This is a genomic window from Streptomyces sp. NPDC007872 (assembly GCF_042868165.1).
Classification (GTDB): Bacteria; Actinomycetota; Actinomycetes; order Streptomycetales; family Streptomycetaceae; genus Streptomyces.
Genome location: NZ_JBIAEA010000003.1, coordinates 726,516 through 751,339 on the forward strand (window position 1 = coordinate 726,516; position 24,824 = coordinate 751,339).

General features: G+C 74.3%; 22 protein-coding genes. 5 read left to right on the top strand and 17 right to left on the bottom strand.

Going from position 1 to position 24,824, the window contains the following annotated elements:
• Positions 1-15: 15 nt before the first annotated feature.
• The 7 genes from ACFYNX_RS13760 to ACFYNX_RS13790 all read right to left on the bottom strand — a co-directional run bounded on the left by ACFYNX_RS13760 (position 16) and on the right by ACFYNX_RS13790 (position 9,317).
• A complete protein-coding gene (locus ACFYNX_RS13760) occupies positions 16-1,224 on the bottom strand; it encodes a histidine kinase (RefSeq protein WP_388661216.1) in 1,209 nt (402 codons plus the stop codon).
• Complete coding sequence (locus ACFYNX_RS13765; protein WP_388661219.1) at positions 1,221-3,002, bottom strand: cation acetate symporter; 1,782 nt, start codon at positions 3,000-3,002, stop codon at positions 1,221-1,223. Before ACFYNX_RS13765 ends, ACFYNX_RS13760 begins: the two co-directional genes overlap by 4 nt.
• A 22-nt stretch (positions 3,003-3,024) precedes the next feature.
• The gene (locus tag ACFYNX_RS13770) at positions 3,025-3,411 is read right to left on the bottom strand and encodes a hypothetical protein (protein ID WP_388661221.1); all 387 of its coding nucleotides are present in this window, start codon (positions 3,409-3,411) and stop codon (positions 3,025-3,027) included.
• Between the two features lie 207 nt (positions 3,412-3,618).
• Positions 3,619-4,371, bottom strand: a complete 753-nt coding sequence (locus ACFYNX_RS13775; protein ID WP_365544050.1) for a LytTR family DNA-binding domain-containing protein — start codon at positions 4,369-4,371, stop codon at positions 3,619-3,621.
• A gap of 34 nt (positions 4,372-4,405) precedes the next feature.
• Complete coding sequence (locus tag ACFYNX_RS13780; RefSeq protein WP_388661225.1) at positions 4,406-5,782, bottom strand: wax ester/triacylglycerol synthase family O-acyltransferase; 1,377 nt, start codon at positions 5,780-5,782, stop codon at positions 4,406-4,408.
• A gap of 224 nt (positions 5,783-6,006) precedes the next feature.
• Positions 6,007-8,001 carry a SpoIIE family protein phosphatase gene (locus ACFYNX_RS13785; protein WP_388661556.1) on the bottom strand — a complete coding sequence of 665 codons (1,995 nt, stop codon included), beginning with the start codon at positions 7,999-8,001 and terminating at the stop codon, positions 6,007-6,009.
• 170 nt (positions 8,002-8,171) lie between these two features.
• A complete protein-coding gene (locus ACFYNX_RS13790) occupies positions 8,172-9,317 on the bottom strand; it encodes a DUF6777 domain-containing protein (protein ID WP_388661228.1) in 1,146 nt (381 codons plus the stop codon).
• A 206-nt stretch (positions 9,318-9,523) separates the two neighbouring features.
• Between ACFYNX_RS13790 and ACFYNX_RS13795 the strand changes: the two genes are divergently transcribed.
• From ACFYNX_RS13795 to ACFYNX_RS13805, 3 genes are read left to right on the top strand one after another with little or no spacing between them, the layout of a single operon-like run.
• Positions 9,524-10,405 (top strand): YndJ family protein, encoded by an 882-nt coding sequence (locus ACFYNX_RS13795; RefSeq protein WP_388661558.1) that lies wholly within the window; start codon positions 9,524-9,526, stop codon positions 10,403-10,405.
• The gene (locus tag ACFYNX_RS13800) at positions 10,402-10,953 is read left to right on the top strand and encodes a DUF1990 family protein (protein WP_388661231.1); all 552 of its coding nucleotides are present in this window, start codon (positions 10,402-10,404) and stop codon (positions 10,951-10,953) included. The genes ACFYNX_RS13795 and ACFYNX_RS13800 overlap by 4 nt, the downstream gene beginning before the upstream one ends.
• Positions 10,954-10,975: 22 nt before the next feature.
• Positions 10,976-12,400 (top strand): lipase maturation factor family protein, encoded by a 1,425-nt coding sequence (locus ACFYNX_RS13805; protein WP_388661234.1) that lies wholly within the window; start codon positions 10,976-10,978, stop codon positions 12,398-12,400.
• Between the two features lie 72 nt (positions 12,401-12,472).
• On the opposite strand, the gene ACFYNX_RS13810 is transcribed toward ACFYNX_RS13805, so the two are convergent.
• The 3 genes from ACFYNX_RS13810 to ACFYNX_RS13820 all read right to left on the bottom strand — a co-directional run bounded on the left by ACFYNX_RS13810 (position 12,473) and on the right by ACFYNX_RS13820 (position 15,227).
• Entirely contained in the window at positions 12,473-12,643 is a 171-nt protein-coding gene (locus tag ACFYNX_RS13810) for a hypothetical protein (protein ID WP_365544063.1), read from the bottom strand.
• 300 nt (positions 12,644-12,943) lie between these two features.
• Positions 12,944-14,419, bottom strand: a complete 1,476-nt coding sequence (locus ACFYNX_RS13815; protein WP_388661238.1) for an SDR family NAD(P)-dependent oxidoreductase — start codon at positions 14,417-14,419, stop codon at positions 12,944-12,946.
• Positions 14,420-14,513: 94 nt separating this feature from the next.
• Positions 14,514-15,227 carry a (2Fe-2S)-binding protein gene (locus ACFYNX_RS13820; RefSeq protein ID WP_388661241.1) on the bottom strand — a complete coding sequence of 238 codons (714 nt, stop codon included), beginning with the start codon at positions 15,225-15,227 and terminating at the stop codon, positions 14,514-14,516.
• Between the two features lie 230 nt (positions 15,228-15,457).
• Here ACFYNX_RS13820 and ACFYNX_RS13825 point away from each other — a divergent pair, with 230 nt between their 5' ends.
• Positions 15,458-16,459, top strand: coding sequence for a DMT family transporter (locus tag ACFYNX_RS13825; protein WP_388661243.1), 1,002 nt, complete (start codon positions 15,458-15,460; stop codon positions 16,457-16,459).
• Here the strand turns inward: ACFYNX_RS13825 and ACFYNX_RS13830 are convergent.
• From ACFYNX_RS13830 to ACFYNX_RS13850, 5 genes are all read right to left on the bottom strand, one after another.
• Entirely contained in the window at positions 16,340-17,767 is a 1,428-nt protein-coding gene (locus ACFYNX_RS13830) for a peptidoglycan DD-metalloendopeptidase family protein (RefSeq protein WP_388661246.1), read from the bottom strand. The two genes, ACFYNX_RS13825 and ACFYNX_RS13830, sit on opposite strands and share 120 nt — an antisense overlap.
• Positions 17,768-18,174: 407 nt before the next feature.
• Complete coding sequence (locus tag ACFYNX_RS13835) at positions 18,175-18,873, bottom strand: hypothetical protein (RefSeq protein ID WP_388661249.1); 699 nt, start codon at positions 18,871-18,873, stop codon at positions 18,175-18,177.
• The gene (locus tag ACFYNX_RS13840) at positions 18,867-19,211 is read right to left on the bottom strand and encodes a GNAT family N-acetyltransferase (RefSeq protein ID WP_388661252.1); all 345 of its coding nucleotides are present in this window, start codon (positions 19,209-19,211) and stop codon (positions 18,867-18,869) included. The genes ACFYNX_RS13835 and ACFYNX_RS13840 overlap by 7 nt, the downstream gene beginning before the upstream one ends.
• A 38-nt stretch (positions 19,212-19,249) precedes the next feature.
• On the bottom strand, positions 19,250-19,675 hold the full coding sequence (gene panD, locus ACFYNX_RS13845) for an aspartate 1-decarboxylase (protein ID WP_161374466.1): 426 nt from the start codon (positions 19,673-19,675) through the stop codon (positions 19,250-19,252).
• A gap of 347 nt (positions 19,676-20,022) precedes the next feature.
• The gene (locus tag ACFYNX_RS13850) at positions 20,023-21,258 is read right to left on the bottom strand and encodes a PucR family transcriptional regulator (protein ID WP_388661256.1); all 1,236 of its coding nucleotides are present in this window, start codon (positions 21,256-21,258) and stop codon (positions 20,023-20,025) included.
• A 329-nt stretch (positions 21,259-21,587) separates the two neighbouring features.
• Here ACFYNX_RS13850 and ACFYNX_RS13855 point away from each other — a divergent pair, with 329 nt between their 5' ends.
• Positions 21,588-22,196, top strand: coding sequence for a helix-turn-helix domain-containing protein (locus ACFYNX_RS13855; protein WP_388661259.1), 609 nt, complete (start codon positions 21,588-21,590; stop codon positions 22,194-22,196).
• Between the two features lie 134 nt (positions 22,197-22,330).
• Here ACFYNX_RS13855 and ACFYNX_RS13860 read toward each other — a convergent pair whose 3' ends face one another.
• Positions 22,331-23,695, bottom strand: coding sequence for an NAD(P)/FAD-dependent oxidoreductase (locus tag ACFYNX_RS13860; protein WP_388661262.1), 1,365 nt, complete (start codon positions 23,693-23,695; stop codon positions 22,331-22,333).
• Positions 23,696-23,745: 50 nt separating this feature from the next.
• A complete protein-coding gene (locus tag ACFYNX_RS13865; RefSeq protein ID WP_388661265.1) occupies positions 23,746-24,744 on the bottom strand; it encodes a dihydrodipicolinate reductase in 999 nt (332 codons plus the stop codon).
• Positions 24,745-24,824 lie beyond the last annotated feature (80 nt).

The window sequence follows — 24,824 nt, forward strand, 5'->3', positions numbered from 1 at the left end:
GCTCACAGAAGGCGCTCACGGAAGCGAAGGATGCACCCCGGGGCGGTACTTGGGGACCCGCACCGTCACCTTCATGCCGGCGCCGACGCCCGTCTCGATGACGAGGCCGTACTCCGCCCCGTACACCTGGCGCAGCCGCTCGTCGACGTTGGAGAGGCCGATGCCGGAGCCCGCCGGGTGCTCCCCGCGCAGGACGGCGCGCAGCAGCTCCGGGTCCATGCCGATGCCGTCGTCCTCGACGGTCACCACGGCCTCGGCGCCCGCGTCCCGCGCGGCGATGACGACCCGGCAGCCCTTCTCCCGGTCCTGGAGGCCGTGCTTGACCGCGTTCTCCACCAGGGGCTGGAGGCAGAGGAACGGCAGGGTCACCGGCAGCACCTCGGGCGCGATCCGGAGGGTCACCTTCAGCCGGTCGCCGAAGCGTGCCCCCGCGAGCGCCAAGTACTGCTCGACGGAGCGCAGTTCGTCGGCCAACTGGGCGAACTCGCCGTGCCTGCGGAAGGAGTAGCGGGTGAAGTCCGCGAACTCCAGGAGGAGTTCCCTGGCCCGCTCGGGGTCGGTGCGGACGAAGGAGGCGATGGCGGCGAGGGAGTTGAAGATGAAGTGCGGGGAGATCTGGGCGCGCAGGGCCTTGATCTCGGCCTCCACGATCCGGGTGCGCGAGCGGTCGAGCTCGGCCAGTTCCAGTTGTACGGAGACCCAGCGGGCCACCTCGGTCGCGGCCCGCACCAGGACGGCCGACTCCCGCGAGCCGTAGGCGACGAGCGCGCCGAGGACCCCGTCCTCGCCGGTGAGCGGGGCGATCACCGCCCAGCGCAGCGGGCACGCCGGGTCGGCGCAGCCGGAGTCGGCGGAGCGGCTGCGGCCGGTCTCCAGGGTCTCGGCGGCCTGGGCGGGGACGTGCGCGCGGTGGTGGTCCTCGCCGGGGCCGTCCCAGGCCAGGACCGCGCCCCGGTCGGTGAGGCAGAGCGCCTCGGTGCCGAGCAGCGAGCGGAGCGTGCGGGCGGCCCTGCGGGCGGTCTCCTCCGTGAGTCCGGCGCGCAGCGGGGGCGCGGCGAGCGAGGCGGTGTGCAGGGTGTGGAAGGTGGCCCGTTCGACGGGCGTACCGAGGTCGGGGTCGGCGTCCCGGCCCCCGCGCCGGGCGGCGAACCGGCCGAGGACGAAGCCCGTGGCGAGCAGCACGGCCCCGGCGGCGGCCGCGGCGGCGAGGGCGATGCCGCTCACCGGCGCGTGCCCGGACGGGAGTCCGGGTGGAGATCCGGGCGGAGGTCCGGGCGGTTCTCCTGGGCGGGGGCGGTCCCGGATATCTCCTCCGGGAGGTGGAGGCGGGCGAGGAGCGCCGGGGTGCCGGGCGGGACCCGGTGGGGGGTGGCGAGGGAGACCAGGACCATGGTGAGGAAGCCGAGCGGGACCGACCAGACGGCGGGCCAGGCCATCAGGGTGTGCGGCCAGCCGCCGGGCGCGAGTCCGGCCCGGGTGGCCATGACGGCGGCGAGGGCGGAGCCGCCGCCGAGCAGGAGTCCGGCCATCGCGCCGGGCGGGGTGAGCCGCCGCCACCAGATGCCGAGGACGAGCAGCGGGCAGAAGGAGGAGGCGGAGACCGCGAAGGCGAGGCCGACGGCGTCGGCGACCGGCACCTTGGAGGCGACCACCCCGACGCCGAGCGGGACGGCGGTGGCGAGCAGGGTCGCGAGCCGGAAGTGCCGGACGCCCCGGGAGGGCAGCACGTCCTGGGTGAGGACCCCGGCGACGGACATGGTGAGCCCGGAGGCGGTGGAGAGGAAGGCGGCGAAGGCGCCGCCCGCGAGGAGCGCCCCGAGCAGGTCGCCGGCGAGCCCGCCGAGGATCCGGTCGGGCAGGACGAGGACGGCGGCGTCGGCGGAGCCGGTGAGGGCGAGTTCGGGGGCGTAGATCCGGCCGAGGAAGCCGTAGAGCGGCGGCAGGAGGTAGAAGGCGCCGACGAGCCCGAGGACCACGAGGGTGGTGCGGCGGGCGGCGCGGCCGTGCGGGCTGGTGTAGAAGCGGACGGCGACGTGCGGCAGGCCCATGGTGCCGAGGAAGGTCGCGAGGATCAGTCCGTACGTGGCGTAGAGCTGGTGTCCGTCGCGCCCGCCGGCCAGCGGCTGCGACCAGCCGAGGGGGTCGGCGCCGCCGGCCAGCCGCTCGGGGAGCTCCGCGCCCGGCTCGAAGGCGAGCGTGGTGCCGCCGAGGACGTGGTGGGTGCCGGGGCCGAGGGTGAGGGTCCGCCCGGTGTACGGGACGGAGTCGACGCGGCCGGTGACGGTGACGGTCAGCGGGGCGTCGAGCCCGATCCGTACCGTGTCGGCGACCCGGACGACGGTGTGGCCGCGCAGCACGGCGGGGGCGTCGAAGCGGGCGCGGGGCGCCCCGTCGCCGTACCAGGCGGCGAGCAGGAAGAGGGCGGGGACGAGCAGGGCGGTCAGCTTCAGCCAGTACTGGAAGGCCTGGACGAAGGTGATGCTGCGCATGCCGCCCGCCGCGACGGTGCCGGTGACGACGAGGGCGACGAGCAGGCCGCCGACCCAGTCGGGGGCGCCGGTGAGGATCTCCAGGGTGAGCCCGGCGCCCTGGAGCTGGGGCAGCAGGTACAGCCAGCCGATGCCGACGACGAAGAGGCTGGCGAGCCGCCGGGCGCGCCGGGATTCGAGGCGGGCCTCGGCGAAGTCGGAGAGGGTGTACGCGCCGGAGCGGCGCAGCGGGGCGGCGACGAGGACGAGCAGGACGAGGTACCCGGCGGTGTAGCCGACCGGGTACCAGAGCATGGCGGGGCCCTGGACGAGGACGAGTCCGGCGATGCCGAGGAAGGAGGCGGCGGAGAGGTACTCGCCGCTGATGGCGGCGGCGTTGAGGCCCGGCCGGACGGTCCGCGAGGCGACGTAGAAGTCGGAGGTGGTGCGGGAGATCCGCAGGCCGAGGGCGCCGATGAGGACGGTGGCGAGGACGACGGCGGTGACGGCGACGACCGCGTGGGTCCGGTTCACGCGGGAGTCCGTGCGGAGGGGCTCATCGTTCGACGAGGCCGGTGAAGTCGCGTTCGTTGCGCTCGGCGCGGCGGACGTACCCGTGGGCGACGGCCCAGACGACCGGGTGCACGCCGACGCCGAGGGCGAGCCAGACCAGGGCCTCGGGGGCGGGCAGCGCGAGGACGAGCGGGAGGGAGCCGACGAGCAGGGCGAGCGCGCCGAGGGCGGTGAGGGCGGCACGGAGCTGGCTGCGCATCAGGGAGCGGACGTAGGTGTGCCCGAGGGTGGTCTGCTCGTCGATCTCGGAGCGGGCCGGGGGGTGGGCGGGGCGCCGCCCGGCGGGGGCGGGGACGGTCCCGGCGCCGTGGGCGGAGGCGTGGGTGACGGTCTCGCGCCGGGGCCTGCGCGGCGGGTGGTGCTCGGACATCGGCGTCCGCTCCGGCATCTCTCGGCTTCGGGTGGTTCTCGCGGGCTCTTCCGGGGTGGTGCGCGGGCGGCGCGGCCCGGGACGCGTGGAGTCTACGCAGCGGCGCCGGACGGCGGTAGACCTGCGGCGACGGGGGCGCGGGCGGACGCGGGGGTACGGAGGTACGGGGCCGGGTGCGGAAGTACGGGCGGGTGGGGGGGGTGCGGGTCAGCCGCCGGCCCGGCGCATCAGGAGGTCCCGCAGGGGGCGGGCGTGGCGACGGCTGACGGCGAGGTCGGTGTCGCCGATCCGTACGGAGGTGGCGCCGCCGTCGAGCCGCAGTTCGTCGATCCGGGCGAGGGAGACGAGGTGGCTGCGGTGGATGCGGACGAAGCCCCGGTCCGCCCAGCGCTCCTCCAGGGCGGAGAGCGGGATGCGGACGAGGTGGCTGCCCCGGTCGGTGTGGAGGCGGGCGTAGTCGCCGTGGGCCTCGACGTAGGCGATGTCGTCGACGGGGACGAAGCGGGTGACGCCGCCGAGTTCGACGGGGATCTGCTCGGGCGCGGCGGCGGGGGCGGGCGCGGCGGTGGCGTGGACCAGCTCGTGGACGCGGCGGACGGCTTCGGCGAGGCGCTCGCGGCGCACCGGCTTGAGGACGTAGTCGACGGCCTTCAGGTCGAAGGCCTGGAGGGCGAAGCCCTCGTGCGCGGTGACGAAGACGACGAGCGGGGGGCGGGCGAAGCCGGCGAGCAGCCGGGCGACGTCGAGGCCGGTGAGGCCGGGCATGTGGATGTCGAGGAAGACGACGTCGACGGCGTCCTCCCCGTCGGGCCCCGACTCCAGGGCGCGGCCGATCCTGCGGAGCGCCGCGGTCGCGTCGCCCGCGCCCTCGGCGGTGCGGACGCGCGGGTCGGCGCGCAGCAGGTAGAGCAGTTCCCCGAGGGCGGGCTCCTCGTCGTCGACGGCCAGTACGCGCAGCATGCGGCGGAGTCTAGGGGGTGTCCGGCGGGGACCGTCATGCCCCGGGGGCGTCGTTCTCCGGCGGGTCGAGGAGGTCGAGTTCGGCGGTGAGGGCGGCGGCGAGGGCGTCGAGGTCGGGGACGGCGGCGCCGTCGGCGACGAGACCGATGTGGACCCGGCCGCCGTACGGGGACATGGCCACGGCGAGGGACTGGCCCCGGGCGAGCGGGGCCATGGGGAAGAGGGCGCGCAGCGGGGCGCCGCCGAGGGAGAGCGCGGAGCGGGGCAGCGGCACCTGGGTGACCAGGAGGTCGAAGAGGAGGCGGGCGGCGCCGGAGGCGAAGGGGGCGCCGAAGCGGTGGGCGAGCGGGGGGAGCTGGTCGGCGAGGAGGGCGACGGCCCCGGCGCCCCGGAAGGGGCCCGCCGCCTTGTTGCGGTCCATGGCGCGCCGGACGGCGGCGAGGCGGGCGGCCGGGTCGGGTTCGGTGACGGGCAGGTCGAGGAGGTAGCCGGAGAGGCTGTTGCCGGGGCCGGGCGGGGCCCCGGGGCGGCGGCGCGAGACGGGGACGAGGGCCCGGGGGTCGGCGCCGGGCAGCGGCAGGCCGCGCTCGTCGAACCAGCGGCGCAGGGCTCCGGCGACGAGGGCCAGGAGGACGTCGTTGGCGGTGCCGCCGGTGGTGCGGCGGACGCGGTGGACCCGGTCGAGGGAGAGGGTCGCGGTGGCGATCCGGCGGGTGCCGCTGGAGTGGGCGGCGAGGGCCGCGGTGGGGCGTCCGTCGAGGCGGCTGGCGCGGACGACGGAGGCGCCGACCTCGACGGCCCGGCCGAGGTCGCCGAGGCGGTCCCGGGCGATGCCGAGGAGGCGTCCGGGGCCGGGGAGCCCGGGAAACCCGGAGGGCGACGGGCGCGGGGGGACGGGGCGGGAGCGGCGCGCGGGGCGGTGGCCGGCGGCGATCTCGTCGAAGATCCCGGCGCCGATGGCGACGGCCCGCATGCCGTCGGCGAGGGCGTGGTGGAGTTTGACGAGGACGGCGAAGGAGCCGTCGGGGGCGCCGCTGAGCAGGTACATCTCCCAGGGCGGCAGGCCGCGTTCGACGGGGCGTTCCATGAGTTCGGCGGCGAGCCGGGCGGTCTCGGCGGGGAAGTCGGCGCCGGGGAGGGTGATCTCGCGGACGTGGCGGCGGACGTCGAAGCCGGGGTCGGCGCTCCAGGCGGCGCCGCCGACGGGGATCAGGACGTCGCGGACGCGCATCCGGAGCCGGGGGACGGCGGCGGCGCGGCGGGCGAGCAGCTCCAGGACGTCGGCCGGTTCGCCGGCGGGCGGCGCGGGCACGGGGCCGAAGTGGGCGAGGGCACCGAGGTGCAGGGGATGGGTGGTGGATTCCAGGTGCCAGAAGGCCAGGTCCAGCGGGGCCAGGAGCTCGGTGGTCACGGGTGTCCTCACGTCCTGCGCGGAGGGGTGGAAGACCGCAGTCAATCGCGCACCGACAGTTACGGTCAAGTACGATCAGTTAACGCTCCGTAAAGACTCTCGGTCGCGTGTTTCCGGAGGACATCTCCGGAAGGCCTTCTCAGGTCTCGGAGACGGCCCTCTCAGGTCTCGGAGACGGCCTTCTCACGTCTCCGGGAGGCCTCTCACGTCTCCGGACGGCCTCCTCACGTCTCCGGGACGACGCCCTCCACGACGAACTCGCACCACACGCACTTGCCGCCGCCCCGCGACTCCACTCCCCACGCGTCGGAGAGCTGGTCCACCAGGAGCAGTCCCCGGCCGGAGACGCCCGCCTCCCCGGCCTCGCGGCGCCGGGGCAGGGCGCTGGACCGGTCCTCGACCTCCACCCGCAGCCGCCGCGTGGCCCCGGGGAGGACCCGCAGGGTCACGATCGCCCCGCCGTCGGTGTGCATCAGGGCGTTGGTCATCAGTTCGTCGGCGACCAGCTCGATCTCGTCCGCGCGCTCCCCCGCGCCCCAGGCCCGGACGGCGGCCCTGATCATGTGGCGGGCCGAGCTGAGCGCCTCCGGGTCGCTCTGGGCCACGTGCTGCTGGAACCGGCCGGCGCCGGGGGCGGCGTACGTGCCGTGGCGGCGCAGCAGCAGGATCGCGACGTCGTCCTCGCCGCCCCGCTCGGCGACCACGTCGCACAGGTGGTCGGCGAGCTCCTGGAGGTCGGCGGGGCCGCGCCGGACGAGGGAGGAGAGCCACTGGAGGCCCTCGTCGAGGTCGGCGCCCGGCTTCTCCACCAGGCCGTCGGTGTAGAGCAGCAGGGTCTGCCCGGGGTCCAGTTCGAGGGTGGTGACCGGGTAGTCGAGGCGGCCGAACTCCGCGGAGAGCCCGAGCGGGAGGCCGCCCTCGACCGGCAGCCTGCGGCACCGGCCGTCGGACTCCCTGATCAGCGGGTCGACGTGCCCGGCGCGGACCAGTTGGACGACCCCGGTGCGGAGGTCGACCTCGGCGTACGTGCAGGTGGCGAAGCGCTCGGTGTCGAGTTCGTGCAGGAAGACGGAGGCCCGAGCCATCACCGTGGCCGGGGTGTGGCCCTCGGCCGCGTAGGCGCGCAGCACGATCCGCAACTGGCCCATGACGGCCGCGGCGTGGGTGTCGTGGCCCTGGACGTCGCCGATGACGGCGCCGACCCGCCCGCCGGGCAGCGCGATGACGTCGTACCAGTCGCCGCCGATGTCCCGGCCGAGCCGGGCCGAGCGGTAGCGGACGGCGGTCCGGGCGCCGGGCACCTCCGGGATCCGGCGCGGGAGCATGGCCTGCTGGAGCCCCTCGGCGAGGTCGTGCTCCTGCTCGTACAGCATGGCCCGCTGGAGGCTCTGGGCGATGCTGCTGCCGAGGGCGACGAGCAGGGTCCGCTCGTCCTCGCTGAAGCCGTTCCGGTCGCTGTAGAGCAGTCCGAGCGCGCCGATCGGGCGGGCCTGGGCGATGAGCGGGAGGTAGGCGGCGGCGGTGACGCCGAGGCCGCTGATGTGGGGCCAGAGCACCGGATAGGACTCGGAGAAGTCGCGCGGCGAGTCGATGAACCGGGGGCGCAGGGTGCGGATCACCTCGCTCATCGGGTACGGCTCGTCCACCCGGGTGAAGCGGGTGCCGGGCACGAAGGCGCCCTCGGGGCCCTCGGCGACCAGGTGGATGCGGCCCGCCTCCAGGAGGCCCATGACGAGGCTGGCGGCGCCGAAGTGTTCGAGGGCGTGCGAGTCGTTGAGGAGGTCGATGACGTCCTTCACCGTACGGGCGTGGGCGAGGGCGGCCGTGGTCCCCTCGACGACGCCGGCGCGCCTGCGGCGCCCCTCGTCGAGTCCGAGCCGGGCGGCGGACTCGGTGAGTTCGTGGGTGGCGTCGCGCAGGACGCCGACGATCCGCACGGGGCGGCCGGTGGCGTCGCGGTGGACCATTCCCTGGGTGTGGGTCCACTGGTGGACGCCGTCGCGGCGGTGGATGCGGAAGTACGCGCCGTACTGGTCGCTGCCGTCCTTGAGCGCCTGCGCCACCAGGGCGTCGAGGCGGCTGGCCTCGTCGGGCAGCACCCGCGAGTTCAGGGACTCGGGGCGTCCGTCGTACTCCTCGCGGCCCACGTCGAAGACGGCGAGGGCCGCGTCGTCCATCTCCATCGTCCCGGCGAGCAGGTCCCAGTCGAAGCCGCCCATCCGGAAGGCGGAGCCGTGCGCGGCGAGGATCGGGATCCCTTCCGGCGACCCCTCCGGCGCACGGCGGACCGGGCCGTTCGCCTCCCCGCCCCCGTTGCCCGCGCTCATGGGGCCACGCTAGGCGCAGCACCGCCCGCACGCACCACGAAGATCCGCTCCACCCCTCGGATTCACCCCTCGAACGCCTCGAAGGTGCCGGGCCCGTCCGGCACCGTCCCGGACGGGAAGAGCTCCTCGGGCGGCAGCTCCCCGTCCGGCGGGGCGGGCGGCTCCTCGAACGGGTCGGGGAGTGGGTCGGTGGACGGGTCGGGGGCCGGCTCCGTGGACGGGTCGGGGGCCTCGGGGGCGGGCTCCGTCGGGGCGTCGGGAGTCGGCGGCACGTCCTCCGGCGGGCCGGAGCGGTCGGGAGTGCTGGGGGCGGGGGTGGCCGGGCCGGAGCCGTCCGGGTCGGGCGTGCCGGAGCCGTCCAGGGTGCACGCGTCCGGGTCGCAGGACGGCTCCACGGCGGGCTTCCGGTCCTCCTCGCCGTCGCTGCCCGTCCGGCGCTCGATCCAGGTGCGGTCGGTGGCGTTCACGATGACCAGGCTGGCGACGACGGCGCCGGTCGGGCGGACGACGACCACGTGGTCGGGGTCGAAGGCGTCCCAGGGGACGCCCACGTAGACGCCGCCCCGATCCGCGCCGGGGGCGCGGAGCGGATTGCCGCCGGCGCAGCGGACGCGCGGGGAGCCGTACTGGTCGACGAGGACGGCCGTGCCGCTCTCCAGGACGGCCTGGTGGGCCTCGGCCCGGCCGCCGCGGTAGCCGTGGGCGGTGACGCGGGCGTCCACGCGCAGGACGACCGGGGTGAGGCCGCGCAGCCAGGCGGCGACGCCGGCCTCGGGGATGCCGGAGGCCTCGGCGAAGGCCCGTGCCTTCTTCGCGTCCCCGGTGAGCAGGGAGACCTGCCGTTCGACGTCGCAGCTTCCGACGGCGCGGGTGCCGCCGTAGAGGCCGGGCGTGGCGCCGTCGAGTTCGCGGGCCCGCCGTCCCTCGGAGGCCCCGGGCGGGTCGGAGGGGCGGACGGTGTTGCGGACGGTGGAGGCGGTGAAGGGGTCGGGCCCCGGGACGGCGGCCGCCTGGAGGAGGACGTCCTGGGCGGGGGCCGCGACGGGCCGCCCCGCGCTCCCGGCCCCGGTCCCTCCGGAGGAGCACCCGGCGAGCAGCAGGGCGGAGGCGAACGCGGCCCCGGCGAGGCGCGCGCCGTCACGGGGAGCGGTCGCGCCCCCGTGGGGAGCGGTGGGGGTTCGCCGCGTCCGGCGAAGGGGTGAGCGCACCTGGTACTCCCGACTTTCTCTCCCCCGGGCCCGGGGCCCGGTTCCGGCCAGTCCCTCATGTCTGTCGCAGTGCGCGGGCACCCGCAAGCGGAGGGGGACCAGCCGGGTCACCCCGCCGGAGACAGCCGCTTGAACGCGTTCAAGAAAAGTCCTACGCTCGACACGTAGCTTGAACACGTTCAAATGGGGGTGACGACGTGACCGCGCTGTCGATGCTGGTGGCCCCGGTCGTGATGATCGGGATGTTCTGGGTGGTCCCGACGGGGCTCGCGCTCCTCGGCGGCCCGAGACCTCCCGGCCTGGACCGGCTCCGGCGCGTCTGGCCGCTGCTCGCCGCCCCCGGCGCCCTCTCCCTCTGGCTGCCCCGCTCCGGCCTCTCGGCCGGCCTCGCCGCCGTCTACGCCCTCGCCACCCTGGCGCTCGCGTGCCAGGCACCGGCCCGGCTGACGCTGACCCGCTCGCTCCGGCCGCGGGAGGTCGCCGTCCTCACCGCCCTGGCCGCGCCCTCGGTCGCGGGCCTCGCGCTCGTCGCGGAACGGGCCTCGTACCCGCTCCTCGGCTTCGACCTCGACCTCCTCGCGCTCACCGTCCCGCACTTCCACTTCGCGGGCTTCGCCGCCGCCCTGGTCGCCGGTCTCGTCTGCCGCGCCTCCGAGGACGGGCCCACCGCCCGCTTCGCCACGCTCAGCGTCCCCGCCGGCACCCTGCTCGTCCTGATCGGCTACTTCGTCGACGACTGGGCCGAACTGGCCGGTGCCGTCGTCCTCACCGCCGGCATGGCCGCGGTCGCCGTCCTGACCCTGCGCGAGCGCCGTGACCTCGCGGCCGACGGGCCCACCCGCGCCCTGCTCGCCGTCTCCGCCCTCGTCCTCGTCGTCACCATGCTGCTCGCCCTGGACTGGGCGCTCGGCGAGGCCACCGGCTTCCCGCACCTCGACCTGACCTGGATGGCCGCGACCCACGGCCTGGGCAACGCCCTCGGCTTCGCCGTCTGCGCCCTGCTCGCCCGCCGCCGCCTGCGGGCCGGCGACGGGGCCCGCGGCGTCACCACCGCCCCCACCCGCCCGCGAACGGAGATCCCGGCATGACCCGCCTCCTGAAGGACCTCTCCCGGTCCGACCGCCACCGCCCGGGCCCGACCTACCGCGAGGTCGGCGCCACCCGCACCCCCGAAGCGCTCCCCGACGGATACCACCACCTGCGGTACGGCGCGGTCGTCGGCCACGGCCGGGCCGCCTTCGCGACCGCGGGCACCGCCGTCACCGCCTGGCGGATGCACCGCCGCTCCGGCGCGGGCCTCGTGGCCGACGCCGACCGCGCGGGGCCCGGCGTCCGCGTGGAGGTGTCGGCGGGCGTCGGCCGCTTCCGGCTCGCCGTCCCCTGCGCGGTGATCTGGACGGCGTACGAGAAGGACCGCACCGGCTTCGCGTACGGCACCCTCGCCAGCCATCCGGAGTGCGGCGAGGAGTCCTTCCTCGTGACGCTCGAACCGGACGGCACCGTCCGGTTCACGGTCACCGCCTTCAGCCGCCCGGCCGTCTGGTACACCCGGCTGGCCGGTCCCCTGGTCCCGCTCCTCCAGCGCGCGTACGCCCGCCGACTCGCCCGGACCCTGCGGCGTCTCGTCAGGGCGTGATCCCGGACCGATACTGGAGGCGATGGAGTGGTTCACGGCACCCGACCTCTGGCTGAGCCGGATCGTCTTCCAGCGCGGCCTGGCCGGGCTCTACTTCGTGGCGTTACTGTCGGCCGCCCTCCAGTTCCGGGCGCTGATCGGGGAGCGCGGCATGCTCCCGGTGCCGGAGTACGTGCGCCGGACCCGGCCGCGCCACACGCCCTCGCTCTTCCACTGGCGCTACTCCGACCGCCTGTTCGCGGCGGTCTCCTGGACCGGCGCCGCCCTGGCGCTCGCCCTGGTGGCGGGCGCCGGGGACGCCGTGCCGCTGCCGGTGTCGATGCTCCTGTGGCTGGTCCTCTGGGCGCTCTACCTGTCGATCGTGAACGTGGGGCAGACCTGGTACGCCTTCGGCTGGGAGTCGCTGCTCCTGGAGACCGGGTTCCTGGCCGTCTTCCTCGGCAACGACGACACGGCCCCGCCCCTCCTGGTGCTCCTGCTGCTGCGCTGGCTGCTCTTCCGGGTCGAGTTCGGGGCCGGGCTCATCAAGATCCGCGGCGACCGCTGCTGGCGGGACCTGACCTGCCTCTGCCACCACCACGAGACCCAGCCGATGCCCGGCCCGCTGAGCTGGTTCTTCCACCACCTCCCCCGCCCGCTGCACAAGGCGGAGGCGGCGGCCAACCACGTCGTCCAGCTCGTCGTGCCGTTCTTCCTCTTCGCCCCGCAGCCGGTGGCCGCGGTGGCGGCCGGCCTGATGGTGGTCACCCAGTTGTGGCTGGTCCTCTCGGGCAACTTCGCCTGGCTGAACTGGATCACCATCGTGCTCGCCCTCTCCGCCGTGGACGCCTCGCCGCTCACCGGCGACCACTCCCGGCCGGATCCGCCGCTCTGGTACGCCGTCCTGGTCGTCGCGGTGACCGCCCTCGTCCTGGTCCGCAGCTACCGCCCGGTGCGCAACCTGCTCTCCAGGAACCAGGCGATGAACCGCTCGTACGACCCGTTCCACCTGGTCAACAGCTACGGCGCGTTCGGCACGGTCGGCCGGGTCCGGGACGAGATCGTGGTCGAGGGCACCGACGACCCGGCGCCGCACGAGGGCACCGTCTGGCGGGAGTACGGCTTCCGGGGCAAGCCGGGCGACCCGCGCCGGCTGCCGCGGCAGTTCGCCCCGTACCACCTGCGGCTCGACTGGCTGATGTGGTTCGCGGCGCTCTCCCCCGGGTACGCGCGCGCGTGGTTCGGGCCTTTCGTGGAGCGGCTGCTCGACGGCGACCGGGACACCCTGCGGCTGCTCGCCCACAACCCGTTCCCGGACGCGCCGCCGGTCCACGTCCGCGCCCGGCTCTACCGCTACCGCTACACGACCTGGCGCGAGCTGCGCGCGACCGGGGCGTGGTGGCACCGGACGCCGCTGCGGGAGTACCTGCCGCCGACCCGGCTGCGGAAGCCCGTGGGCGGCCCCTGAGGTGCCGGGGCGTGCCGGTGCCCCGGCCGGAAGCGCGGCCGGGGCACCGGGGGATCACTTCGGGGCGTCGGCTCAGTCGATGCCCGGCAGGATGTGGGGCTCGGCGAGGTCCTCCTCGTAGCCCGCGAGCCGGATCGGGGCCGAGCGGGCCCAGACTTCGAGGTTTCCCAGCTCACCCTTGCGACGCGGCCGCTCGGTGGATGGGGTCGGTCGCGATTCCTGCTTGGTCAGTTCGGGTGTCACCGCGCACTCCTTAGTGTCGCGCTACCTGTAGGACAAGTGCCGTGCGGTCGCGGTGGCGCCGTTCGTCGGGCGGGACCGCGGCCTTGGTGGCGGGCCAGTCCCGGGCCGGCCGTGAGGAAGGTGTGTCTCCTCGGTGGCCGACCGTGGACATCAGAGTAACCAAATGAGCACGCATGCGCTCTACCGGGCCCGGAAGTGTGACGCGTTCGGGTGAAACAAGCCGAAAGAGCGCCCCACCTGGCCGGTGGGGCGCTCTTGCCGGAACGGGGGCGCCGGGCTGTTCGCCGACGCGGGGCCGGACTACCAGTTGCCGGGGGCGTAGTCCTTGAGGAAGACGCCGTACAGGTCCTCGCCCGCCTCGCCGCGCACGACCGGGTCGTAGACCCGGGCCGCGCCGTCGACCAGGTCGAGCGGGGCGTGGAAGCCCTCCTCCGCGAGGCGCAGCTTGTCGAAGTGCGGACGCTCGTCGGTGATCCAGCCGGTGTCGACGGAGGTCATGAGGATGCCGTCGGTCTGGAACATCTCCTGGGCGCTGGTCCGCGTCACCATGTTCATCGCGGCCTTCGCCGCGTTGGTGTTCGGGTGCCCGGCGCCCTTGTAGCCGCGTCCGAAGACGCCCTCCATCGCGGAGACGTTCACGACGTAGGCGCGCCCGCTGGCCGCCTTGCGCGCGGCCTCGGCCATCACCGGCCGCAACTTGCTGATCAGGATGAACGGCGCCGTGTAGTTGCAGAGCTGCGTCTCCAGGAGCTCCACCGGGGAGATCTGGTCGATGCTCTGCACCCAGGTGTTGGTGTCGACGACGTCCGGCACGAGGCCGCCCGCGTCGATGGCGGTGCCGTCGAGGTGCCGGGCGATGCTGGCGTTGCCCGCGACCAGGGCGAGGTCCGCGACCTTCTGGGCCTCCAGGCCGCTCGTGCCGAGCGGCAGCGCGGCGATGCCGTCCACCGCGCCCGAGTTGAAGGCGCCGATGACGTGGTGGGAGGGCAGCTCGCCGACGGGCAGCGGGGCGCTCTCGCCCTCGACCAGGGCGGCGTACGCGGAGGGCAGCCGGCGCACGGTCTGGGTCGCGTTGTTGATGAGGATGTCCAGCGGACCGGCCTCGGTCACCTGGTCGGCGAGGGCCACGGCCTGGGCCGGGTCGCGCAGGTCGATGCCGACGACCTCCAGGCGGTGCAGCCAGTCCGCGGAGTCCTCCATCGCCTTGAAGCGGCGGATGGCGTCCTTGGGGAAGCGGGTGGTGACGGTGGTGTGGGCGCCGTCGCGCAGCAGCCGCAGCGCGATGTACATGCCGATCTTGGCGCGGCCGCCGGTGAGCAGCGCGCGCTTGCCGGTGAGGTCGGCGCGGGCCTCCCGCTTGGTCCGGTTCTCGGCGGCGCACTTCTGGCAGAGCTGGTGGTAGAAGTAGTCGACCTCGACGAACCGCGTCTTGCAGACGTAGCAGGAGCGGGGGCGCTGGAGTATGCCCGCGATCCGGCCCTCCTCGGTGACGGAGCTGGGCAGCAGGCCCTCGGTCTCGTCGTCGATGCGCTGCGCGGAGCCGGTGGCCGTGGCCTCGGTGACCGCCTTGTCGTTGGCGGTCTTGGCGGCCCGGCGCTCCTGGCGGCGGCGCTGCTTCACGGTCCGGTAGATCCCGGCGGTGGCGCGCCGGACGCGGATCGCGTCCGGGTGGTCGACCTCCAGCTCGTCGAGCTCGTCGAGGACGCCGAGGCAGACGGCCAGGCGCTCGGGGTCGATGCCCGGCCCGTGGTCCTGGGTTTCTTCGGTCACCGTCATGGCCTTCGGGTTCCTCGTTCGCTCGTGCGTCGCCGCTCTCGGAGTGTCGCCGCTCTCGGGCTCTCGCCGTCGTCGGGCTTTCGAAAGGGCGAGTTTACGGAGCGGGGGGCCGCCCCTCCAAACCCGTTCGGGGGGCGTGGTCGAAGACACAGTCGCCGCACAGTCCGCCGCCGGGACAGCGGTAGTAGAGGCAGCAGCTCGCGCGGCGCAGCCGGGGGCCGCGGACCGTGCCGGCGAGGTCGGGGTGGTCGAGGAGCTCGGCGACCAGGGCGGCGGCCCGGTCGGCCGCGTCGGGTCTGCCGTGGGCGCGGGCCCAGCGGGTCAGTTCGCGCAGGGCTCCGGCGAGGGCGGAGCCGGCGTTGCCCCAGAGGAGCCGGGTCGCTGTCCGGCCGTCGCGGCGCAGGGCCGCGTGGAGCGGGACGAGGTGGGCCTCCTGGACGGCCGCGCGGAGGTCGGCGGCGGTGGCGGGGCGGGTCGCCGAACCGGCCCACCACAGGTCGTCGGGGGAGGTCAGGGCCCCGTCCCAGTGCAGCTCGGCGGGGTCGAGGCCGGGGAAGCGGCCGTACAGGGCGGCGGGGCCGAGGGCAATGGACCAGAGCCGGGCCGCGAGCCCGAGGTGGGCGACGGAGGCCCCGACGCGCCGCTCGGGGGCGGCGAGCCGGGCGGCGACCCGGTCCACGCGCGCGGTGAGGGGGCCGCCCTCCCCCGCGTAGATCCGGGCGAGCGGCAGGTGGGCCCCGCCGGTCTCCGGCGGGGTGGTCCGCAGGGCGAAGAACCCGCCCACCGATCCGCTCTCGACGAGATCCATCCGGCCCCCACGCTCCTGCTTCGTACCGTCGTCCGTCCCGGGCCCGGTCACGGCCCGGCGCCCACGGTAGCGCCCCCGGCGAGGGCCGGAGGACCGCTTCGCACCGGTTCCGCCCGCGGGGGCGTACACCCCGGGATGTACGCGGGGGTCCCGTACTGCGGGAGGGGTACGGGTGAAGGGGTCCTCCGGTACGACGACGCGAACGGCCCGGGAGGAGGATCGTGGAAGGCATGAGTCCCCTCGTGCTGTCCGTCGTCCTGGCCCTGGTCTCCGCGGTGGCCTACGCGGCCGCGGCGATCGTCCAGGAGCGGGTCGCGGCCTCCGCCGCGGGCCCGCGCTACGCACCGCTGCGCCGTCCGGCCTGGTGGGGGGCGGTGCTGCTCAACGGCGTCGGGGCGGCCCTGCACGTCGCCGCCCTCGCGTACGGGCCGCTCAGCCTGGTCCAGCCGCTGGGCGCGCTCACCATCGTGTTCGCGCTGCCGATGGCGGCCCTCTTCGTCGGCCGCGGGGCCGGGCGGCGGGCCTGGCACGGCGCCCTCATGGCCACGGCGGGCCTCGCGGGCCTGCTGAGCCTCACGACCGGCGCCGACGCGCGGTCCCCGGGCGACGCGGACCGGTGGCTGCTCACGGGCGCCGCCTCCGGCGCGGTGGGCCTGCTCTTCGCGGGAGCGCACCTGGTGGCCCGGTCGCCGCTGCGCAGCGTCCTCCTGGCGACGGCGGCGGGCGTCTCCTTCGGCGCCGCGTCGGTGTTCACCAAGGCGGTGGCCGGGGAGTGGACGCCGGAGGCGCCGCTGGCCGAGTGGACGGCGCTCCTGGTGCTCTCGGCGTTCGCCGTGGCCGGGCTGCTCCTGTCCCAGGCCTCCTACCGGGGCGCGGGGCTCGCCGCCCCGCTCGCCACCCTCACGGTGGTCAATCCGGTGGTCGCCGCCGCGGTGGGCGTGACGCTGTTCGGCGAGGGCTTCCGCTACGGCACTGCGGGCGCCGTGGCCGCGCTGATCTGCGGCGCGGTCGCCGCGGGCGGTCTGGTGGAACTCACGCTCGACCGGATGGCGCCCGCGCCGGGGGCCCCGCCCCCTCCCCGCCGCGCGGGGGCGGGGAGGGGGCGGAGGGGGTCAGACGGAGACGCCGCGCGCCCTGAGATAGGCCAGGGGGTCGATGTCGGAGCCGTAACCGGGGCCCGTGCGGATCTCGAAGTGGAGATGCGGTCCCGAGCTGTTGCCGGTCGACCCTGAGCGGGCGATGCGCTGCCCGGCGCCCACCCGCTGGCCCTCGCGGACGGCGAGGGCGGAGAGGTGCGCGTACTGGCTGTAGCGGCCGTCGTCGTGGCGGAGCACGATCTGGTAGCCGTACGCGCCTCCCCACCCGGCCGAGACGACCCGGCCGTCGGCCGCGGCCCTGACCGAGGTGCCGGTGGGGACGGGGAAGTCGACGCCCGTGTGGTAGCCGCTGGACCAGGAGGAGCCGGGCTTGCCGTAGCGGGTGCCGATGCCCGCGGAGACGGGGGCGGAGTAGCGGACCTCCGGCGCGGCGGCCGGACGCGGCTTGGAGGCCGGCTTGGTGACGGGTTTGACGGCCGGCTTGGTGATCGGTTTGGCGGCGGGCCGGGAGACGGGCTTGGCGACCGGCTTGGCGGGGGTTTTGACGACCGGCTTGGCGACCGGCTTGGCGGCGGGCCGGGGGACGGGCTTGGCCGCCGGTCGGACGGCGGGCCGGGGGGCGGTCCTGGAGGACGTCGCCGTCTGCGGGGCGGTCTTGGCGGGCGCGGGGGTCTTCCCGGCCTTCCCGGCCGTGTCCGTCGTCCCGGCCCCGCCCGGCCGACCGGCGCTGCCGGGCTGCGGGGGCTTCTTCGGCGGCGCGCTGATGCGCAGGGTGAGGCGCTGGCCGGGGATGATGAGGTCGGGGTCGTCGCCGACGACGGGCCGGTTCGTCTCGTACAGCCGCTGCCAGCCGCCCCGGACGTTCTCGTCGCGGGCGATCCGCGACAGGGAGTCGCCGGGCGTCACCGTGTACATCTCGCGCACGGTGGGCACGGTGGTCGGGCTCGCGCTCCGGGCCGGGCGTTCCGATAAGGCGCGCTGTCCGGGCAGGGAGGCCGTGCGCGCCTGGTTCCCGCCGGACGGCTTCGTGGTGGCGGCACGGGTGGCGACCTCGGGCGCCTCACCGCCCCGGGCGAGACCGGCGCGGGGGCCGCAGGACGGCCAGGCGCCGGGGCCCTGTCCCTTCAGGACGCGCTCGGCGATCAGGACCTGCTGGTCCCGGGAGGCGAGGTCGGCGCGCGGCGCGTAGTGCGTGCCGCCGTACTCCTCCCAGGTGGACTGGGTGAACTGGAGGCCGCCGAAGTAGCCGTTCCCCGTGTTGACGTGCCAGTTGGAGGAGGATTCGCAGGCCGCGACCTTCTCCCAGACGTTCAGCGAGGCCGCTTGCACCGTGCCCGCGCCGATCAGCGGCAGCGCCATGCCGGCGCCTCCCGCCGTGATGGTGAGCGAGGCGCGGTTGACGCGGCTCGGCTGGTGACGGCGGTGACGTCCGCGTACGGCCATGGGCCCCCCTTGGAACACTGCGACAGCCGCCAAGTTAGGGGTGGCGCACGCTCCGTGACAAGCACTTCACGCAATCCCGCCCTCCTTCTGTCACCTCCGCGCGGGCACCGGGCCTCCGCCGGCGGGGCCCGGCTGGGGCTGGGGCTCGGGTTCCGGCACGGGCCCGCCGGGCTGCGGGGCGGGGCCGGGACCGGGGTCCGGAGGGGACGGAACCGGGCTCGGCGGGGGTACGGGGTTGGGCGCGGGCACGGGGGGCGGGATGGGCGACGGGGGCAGCGGGTCGGGGGCGGGGTGGGTCATCACGGGCCTCTCGCTCGTCGGTCCGATCGTCGGATCGGTCGTCGGATCGGTCGCTTCCCAGGGTCGCGCGGGGAAGCGCCCGGCGCCCGCCGGACCGGCCCTTCGGGTCAGCCCCGGACCGCCGCTCCCCCGCTCGCCGCTCCCCCACCGGCCGCTTCGGCGGCCGCCGCGAGTCCGAGCCGGGGGCTGGACAGGACGGGCATCGGGGTGGAGGCACGTCCGGCGGCGTCGGCCATGGACGCCTGGGCGAGGACGACGACACCGCCCTCCGTGACGGGGGCCCGGTCCACGGCCTCCGCCACGGCGTCGAGGTACCCCTCCCGGTCCCCCGCCTCGAACCGTTCCCAGGCCCCCTCCACCATCAGCGTGGCCACGGAGGGGGCGTGCGGTCCCGATTCCTCCGCGAGGAGGGCGAGGGTGGGCTCCAGGGTGGAGCGCAGGGCGGCCACGACGAGGACGCGGCGGGCGCGGGCGGCCCGGGCGGCCATCGGCCGGTCCACCCGGAGGACGGGCACGCCGGGGGAGGCCGCCGTGCCCTCGGCCGCCGCGCCTTCGGCCACCCCGCCGAGGGTGGAGCAGGTGCAGAGCACGGCGTCGGCGCCGTCCGCGACGGCCCCGGCGAGCACGGCGGCCACGGCTCCTGCGACAGCCCCGGGGCCCGCCTCCCGGGCCCGTACGAGCAGGTCCTCGTCGACGAGGTGCCGCAGGACGAGCCCGGGGTGGTGCCGGTCGCGCAGGGCGTCGAAGACGGGGACGTGGACCGGCGAGGTGTGCAGCAGGGCCAGGGTGCCGACGGGGGTCACCACAGGTCCGGGGTGCCCCTGAGCTGCTCCTTCGCCGCGCGGACCACCTCGTCCGGCGGGACGGGCGCCTCGTCCGGGTGGCGTTCGGCCCACTTCGCGGCGTACGAGCAGAGCGGTACGACGGGGACGTCCTCGCGGGCGGCGCTCGCGTAGAGCTCGCGCACGAGCGCCCCGGCGATGCCCTTCCCCTCGTGTTCCTCCTCGACGACGGTGTGCACCGCCACCAGGGCGTGGGGCTCGGCGTCGAGGACGAAGTAGACGACGACGCCGACGGGGGCGTCCTCCTCGAACGCCTCCAGACGCCCGTTCGCCCGGTCGTCGCGGATCAGCGGGTCGCTCATGAGCGTGCCGTCCTTCCTCGGGCCGCCGGGCCCGTTACTCAGCCGTGGGCGGGCACGGCGTGCGGCGCGCGCACCGTGTCACTCCCGGGGACGGGCGCGGACGCGTCGTCCCCCAGTTCCACGATGCGGTTGTCGCCGTCGACGTGCACGACGCGCGGCACGAACGTCCGCGCCTCCGCGTCCTCGACCTGCGCGTAACTGATGAGGATGACGAGGTCCCCGGGGTGCACGAGGTGCGCGGCGGCGCCGTTGATGCCGATGACCCCGGAGCCCCGCTCGCCCTCGATGACGTACGTCTCAAGACGGGCGCCGTTGTCGATGTCGACGATGTGCACCAGCTCACCGGGGAGCAGGTCGGCCGCCTCCATCAACTCCACGTCGACGGTGACCGAACCGACGTAGTGCAGATCGGCCTGGGTGACGGTGGCGCGGTGGATCTTGGACTTGAACAGAGTGCGCAGCACTGTGGACTCCTCTGAGACGGCTCCCTGCCTGCTTTCTGCAGGTCAAAGGCGGTCTCGACTGTACACCGGAACGCGCCGAACGATGTTTGTGAGGAACATCGCTTCGCCGAGGCGATACGGCCCTCACCTGGGCTTTCACACTGTCACCGGCGGCTGTTCAGGCAATTCTTCAGGAACGCTCTGCGGCCCGTGCTGACCGAATGCTGACTTACCTGATGAGCCATCAATCGATCGAGTCCCTGTCCGCGTCCACATACCGCAGACCTGTCAAACGTCCAGAGTCGGAACCCACGCGCGCGTACTGACACTGCGCGGCAGATGCCGACCGCAGCCCGTGCCTCGTGAGTTCAGCCCGGAGCGATCGTCACGATGTCAGGGGCGATGTCCAGCACCAGGAGCGCCGCCGCCACGTGGGTCGGGTTGTCCTCCACCTTGACGGCCGAGAGTTCGTTGGCGCGTGAGACGCGCCGTTCGACGGTGTTGCGGTGCGCGTAGAGGTCGGCGGCCGCCCGGGTGGTGCTGAAGCCGCACTGCACATAGGTGAGCAGTGCCTGCCGCAGGGCTGTGTCGGCTTCGGCCAGTGGCCCGAGGGTGTTGATGACGAACCGACGTGCGCCGGGCCGGTCCTTCGTGAGCGCGTCGATCAGCTCGACGTCGGCGTAGGCGGTGAACCGCCGGTCGGAACCCAGCCGGATCACCAGCGCCTGCGCCGCGAGGGCGTCCTGGTGGCTGGAGCGGAATCCTTCGAGACCGCGTCCCGGCCTTCCCACCGCCGCGCGGACCTCGTCGGTCGCCGCGAGGTCCTTCTCCACGTGGTGAAGGTCCGGGAGGGCTTCCCCCGAGAGCCAGATCCACCGCGACGTGGCGCTGGCGCGCGCCACCAGGGCGCTCCGGCCGCCGGCGGAGGAGCGCACGGCGGCGATCGCCTCTTCCAGGGCACCGGCCTGCTGGGGATCGTCGACCCAGAGGACGAGACCCACGTGCCACCGCGCCATCCGGTAGCGCAGGCGTCCTTCGGCGAGGTCCTCCGCCATCGGTGCCCCACTGGCGATCAGCTGGATCAGTGCGATCCCCTCTGCATCCGTGTTCCCCATCGCCGCGGCGAGGCCGGCTTGCCGCAGGGCCGCGACGGAGTCGAGGGCGTACTGCACCAGCGACTGCGCCGTCACGTCCAGGACCCCCACGAGAAGATCGGGGTCCGCGCAGTCCGCCACGCATTCCTCCAGCCAACGCCGCCAGCCGATCCCCAGGGCCACACGCCAGGCACCGGCGAAGTCGGGCGCGATGCCCCGGGAGACGAGATCGTTGATGTACGCCGTGGTCCTCGGACTGACGTAGGGCTCTACCCTCCGCCCCGGTTGCTGAACGTTTGCGGTCAACCACTGGACCACCTCGGAGCGGTTGAGCGCGCGATCCTCCTCGACCAGCGATGCGTCCGCGAGGAGAGCGGGATCGTTCTGGGCGACGAGAGAGGGCCTTGCGAAGGCGTCGATCAGGGCGTCCGTTTCCGTCAGCAGGCGCTGACACAGGGACCTGATCGCATCGGCGACCTCACGCGAGGGCGGGGGCCACAGCTCTTCCATGTCCTCAGTGTCCCTCTGCTCTCGGGGAGCCGAGGCTCCCGACATGCTGTGTCCCAGACCGATGAAGGGCTTGTCGGCGGCCTGGCCGACGGTGAAGGCGTTGCCAGCCCTCAGCCGCTGTTTACTCCCACTAAACGGCTGCAGATTTACCAGGCTCTCGTCGGCACCACAAGGGGTTCGACACCATCGCCCCCTCCCCCTGCGCAGGGGCGCACCGGCCGCCCCTGGAGCGCATGCCTTAGCCTCGTGCCACGGAGAGGACTCGTCCGGGTCGGCCCGTCACCTGACAGGCACACGACCTCGGCCTCGGGACGGGCGGTGAGCACACCATGTCCATCGGTGACGGCGGGACGGCAGACGGAGCGGAACGGGGCGCCGCCGCCCTCGAAGCGTCCACCGGCGCGCAGCTGCGGAAGATCAGGCTCGACCGCGGCTTGTCGTTGACGGAGGTCGCGCACCGGGCAGAGGTCACCAAGGGCTTTCTGAGCCAGTTGGAGCGTGGGCTCACCAGCGTGTCCGTCCCGACGTTGCTGCGCGTCTGCGAGGTGCTGCGGATCGGGGTCGGGGAGCTGTTCGCGTACCCCGACGAGCACGTCGTGGACGGCGGAAGCCGGATCGGCATGGGCGGTGAGGGCGTGGCCGAGTACCTGCTCACGCCCGCCGGCACCACGGCGTTCCAGGTCTTCCGTTCCGTGATCGAGCCGGGCGGGGGTACCGGAGGGCCCTATCGGCTCGACACCGCCACGATCTTCGCGATGGGGTTGAGCGGTTCGACCCGTCTGATCGTCGGGGGCGAGACCCGGATGCTGTCGGCAGGGGCGTCCACGTCGTTCTCCGGCCAGACGCTTCACGAGTTCGACAATCCGGGTGCGACGGTGAGCGAGGTCCTCTGGGTCCTGTCGCCTCCCCTGCCGCGCGCCGCGCGAAGGCCCGCCTAGATCCTGTCGTCGCATGCCGGGCCCGTGTCAGGAGTGAAGCGAGGGCGGCGGCTGTTTCGCAGGACCGGGCGGTCTTGTCGTAGCGGGTGGCGATCTCACACCGCGTCGTCACGGAGCAGGCGTCGCCCGAACCCTCAGGAACCCCCGCGCCTGCCACGGCGGAGCGTCCGCCGGGCCCGCGTCCTGCTGCCGTTGAAGAAGTCGTTGAACCGGTCCAGCCCCCAGACGGCCCGGAGGACGAACGGCTGCAACAGCAGCGACATCGACGACGAGTACTTCGGGGCGTCCGACCAGATGCCGGCGAGGTCGTCCGACATCTGACCGTCGACGATGTAGTCGGCGAGCTGGTGGGTCACGTACGGCACCTGGCAGAGGCCGTGGCCGTTGCAGGCCATCGCGTAGAAGACGTTGTCACCCACCTGCCCGGCGACCGACAGCCAGTCCGGGCTGATGCCGATCCAACCGCCCCAGGCCCGCTCGATGGCCACGTCGGACAGCGACGGGAACCGGTTGGCCAGATCCTTCCCCATGTCCCGCACGACAGCGGGGTCCGGGACCCGGTCCGGGAGCGGGTAGGTCTGGCCTCGCTGCGCCTTGCGGACCCCGCAGACGATGGTGTTGCGCTCGGTGAGCCGGTAGTGGGTCATCAACTGGTGCTGGGTGATGATGCCGGACCGGCTGGTCCAGTTGAGCGCGGCGAGCCTCTCCGGCGCGATGGGTTCCGACTCGATCTCGATGACGTACAGCGGCGTCGCGAGGTTCTTGGGCGTGATGTCCCACTCGCCGCCGTAAACGCTGGTCGCGAGCAGCACCTTGTTGGCCCGCACCGTGCCGCGCGGTGTCGTGATCTCGACGATGGCCCCTGTGCGCCGGACATCGCTCACCCGCGTCCGCTCGAAGACCTTGGCCGAGGAGGCGAGCAGCGCGCGGCGCACACCACGGGCGAGCTTGCCCGGGTTCAGCATCCCCCCGATGGATTCCCGCATCCCGCCCACGAAGCCGGCGGGGAGGCCGAGCTCCTCTCTGCTGCCGACGGTCCCGCCCCCACCGAAGGCGCGCAGGATCGCCGCCTGGGTACGCACCCTGAGCATCATGAGGGGTGAGACCGCACCCCACACCAGGCCGTTCGCCACGTAGTCGCAGTCGATGTCGTGCCTCGTGATGAGGTCTTCCACGTAGCGGCCCGCGTGCTCCGCCAGTTTGGCCATGACCGGCATCTTCTTCGGGGACTGGAGGCTGAGCATCCGCAGGTCGCCACCCGGCGCCCCGGCGATCTGACCGCCGTTGCGCGAGGCCGAGCCGTAGCCGCAGAACTCGGCCTCCAGCAGGACCACGTCCTGGTCGCGCTCCGCGAGGCGCAGGGCGGCCGCCATGCCACCCATCCCGCCGCCGATGACGGCGATGTCGCAGGTGAGATCACCGTCCAGCGCGGGCTGCACGTCGTCCGGCGGGTCGATCCAGCCGGTGAAGCTGGTGTACTTCGTGCTGTCGGTCCTCATGCTGTCCCGATCTCCTTCCGGGTGGGGCGTCCGCCCCACGTCGTGCTCTCTCAGTCCTGAGAAGTCGTGACCCCGAGCGAGGCCCGGCCCGCTCGCCGCTCTCCCTTGGCCGCGACCGAACGGGCGGGCAGGTCCCCCATGGTCAGGAGACCGGGACGCGCCTCGACGACCGCGGTGGAGGCGTTGACCGCTGCCGCGACGGTGCTGAGGAAGGAATCGAAGCCCACGGAGGAACGGAGGTCGACGACCTGCTCCTCTCCGACGATCCGGTAGTCGTCGCCCGCGGCCACCTCGTCGGCCGCCTCGAAGAACCCGAACGTGATCTCCAGATCGATCACCACCTCGCCCTTGAGCACGCCCCGGGCGGCGTGAGTGACCGCCGCGATCTGCCCCGGTTCGATACGCATGTGGTCCCCGACGCGCGGCGAAGTCGTCACGACGGCGGGTTCGACCTCTCCCACGTCCACCGCGTCGAGGTCCCATCCGAGCCCTGCCGCGAGCGCCCCGATGGCCTGCTCGAAGCCGTGGTGCCCGACGACCTCGCCCCGGCTGCGAGCCGTCGCGAACTCGCGCATGGTCAGACCGAGGCCGAACTTCGACAGGATCGCGCCGTAGCGTGACATGTTCGTCCGCCGGCGGATCCGCACGCTCTCCACACGCTGGGTCAGTGCGGTCAGGAGGAGAGGAAGGGTGTCCATCAGGACGCCCGGGTTCGCCCCGCTGCCCAGGACGGTCACGCCGTGCGCCTTCGCCGTGTCGTCGAGCCGCCGGGCCAGATCGGGGTGGCTCCGCCATGGATGGGCCAGCTCTTCGCAGATGCTCAGAACGTTGTACGAACGTTCCAGCAGCGGCAGCAGGACGTCGGCCGCCCTGTGCAGATCCGAGACGGTCGCCACGATCGCGAGGTCGGCGGCGGGCAGCTCGGCCGGGTCGCTCACGACGACGACACCGTTCGCGACGCCGTCGAGGAGCACTCCGAGGTCCTGACCGACCACGCGGGGGTCCCGGTCCGCCGCTCCCACGATCTCCACGTCCGCGCGTCGCAGCAAGGAAGAGGCGATGGCCCGGCCAGTGGCACCGAGCCCCACCACGACAGTCCGATTCTTCAACGTCACTCCCTCGGGCGCCT

Excerpts from the sequence above, each read along its gene's own strand:
- ACFYNX_RS13770 (WP_388661221.1), bottom strand. The coding sequence starts at position 3,411 with ATGTCCGAGCACCACCCGCCGCGCAGGCCCCGGCGCGAGACCGTCACC.
- ACFYNX_RS13775 (WP_365544050.1), bottom strand. The coding sequence starts at position 4,371 with ATGCTGCGCGTACTGGCCGTCGACGACGAGGAGCCCGCCCTCGGGGAA.
- ACFYNX_RS13785 (WP_388661556.1), bottom strand. The coding sequence starts at position 8,001 with ATGGGCGGCTTCGACTGGGACCTGCTCGCCGGGACGATGGAGATGGAC.
- ACFYNX_RS13800 (WP_388661231.1), top strand. The coding sequence starts at position 10,402 with ATGACCCGCCTCCTGAAGGACCTCTCCCGGTCCGACCGCCACCGCCCG.
- ACFYNX_RS13805 (WP_388661234.1), top strand. The coding sequence starts at position 10,976 with ATGGAGTGGTTCACGGCACCCGACCTCTGGCTGAGCCGGATCGTCTTC.
- ACFYNX_RS13815 (WP_388661238.1), bottom strand. The coding sequence starts at position 14,419 with ATGACGGTGACCGAAGAAACCCAGGACCACGGGCCGGGCATCGACCCC.
- ACFYNX_RS13820 (WP_388661241.1), bottom strand. The coding sequence starts at position 15,227 with ATGGATCTCGTCGAGAGCGGATCGGTGGGCGGGTTCTTCGCCCTGCGG.
- ACFYNX_RS13825 (WP_388661243.1), top strand. The coding sequence starts at position 15,458 with ATGAGTCCCCTCGTGCTGTCCGTCGTCCTGGCCCTGGTCTCCGCGGTG.
- ACFYNX_RS13830 (WP_388661246.1), bottom strand. The coding sequence starts at position 17,767 with ATGGCCGTACGCGGACGTCACCGCCGTCACCAGCCGAGCCGCGTCAAC.
- ACFYNX_RS13840 (WP_388661252.1), bottom strand. The coding sequence starts at position 19,211 with ATGAGCGACCCGCTGATCCGCGACGACCGGGCGAACGGGCGTCTGGAG.
- ACFYNX_RS13850 (WP_388661256.1), bottom strand. The coding sequence starts at position 21,258 with ATGGAAGAGCTGTGGCCCCCGCCCTCGCGTGAGGTCGCCGATGCGATC.
- ACFYNX_RS13855 (WP_388661259.1), top strand. The coding sequence starts at position 21,588 with ATGTCCATCGGTGACGGCGGGACGGCAGACGGAGCGGAACGGGGCGCC.
- ACFYNX_RS13860 (WP_388661262.1), bottom strand. The coding sequence starts at position 23,695 with ATGAGGACCGACAGCACGAAGTACACCAGCTTCACCGGCTGGATCGAC.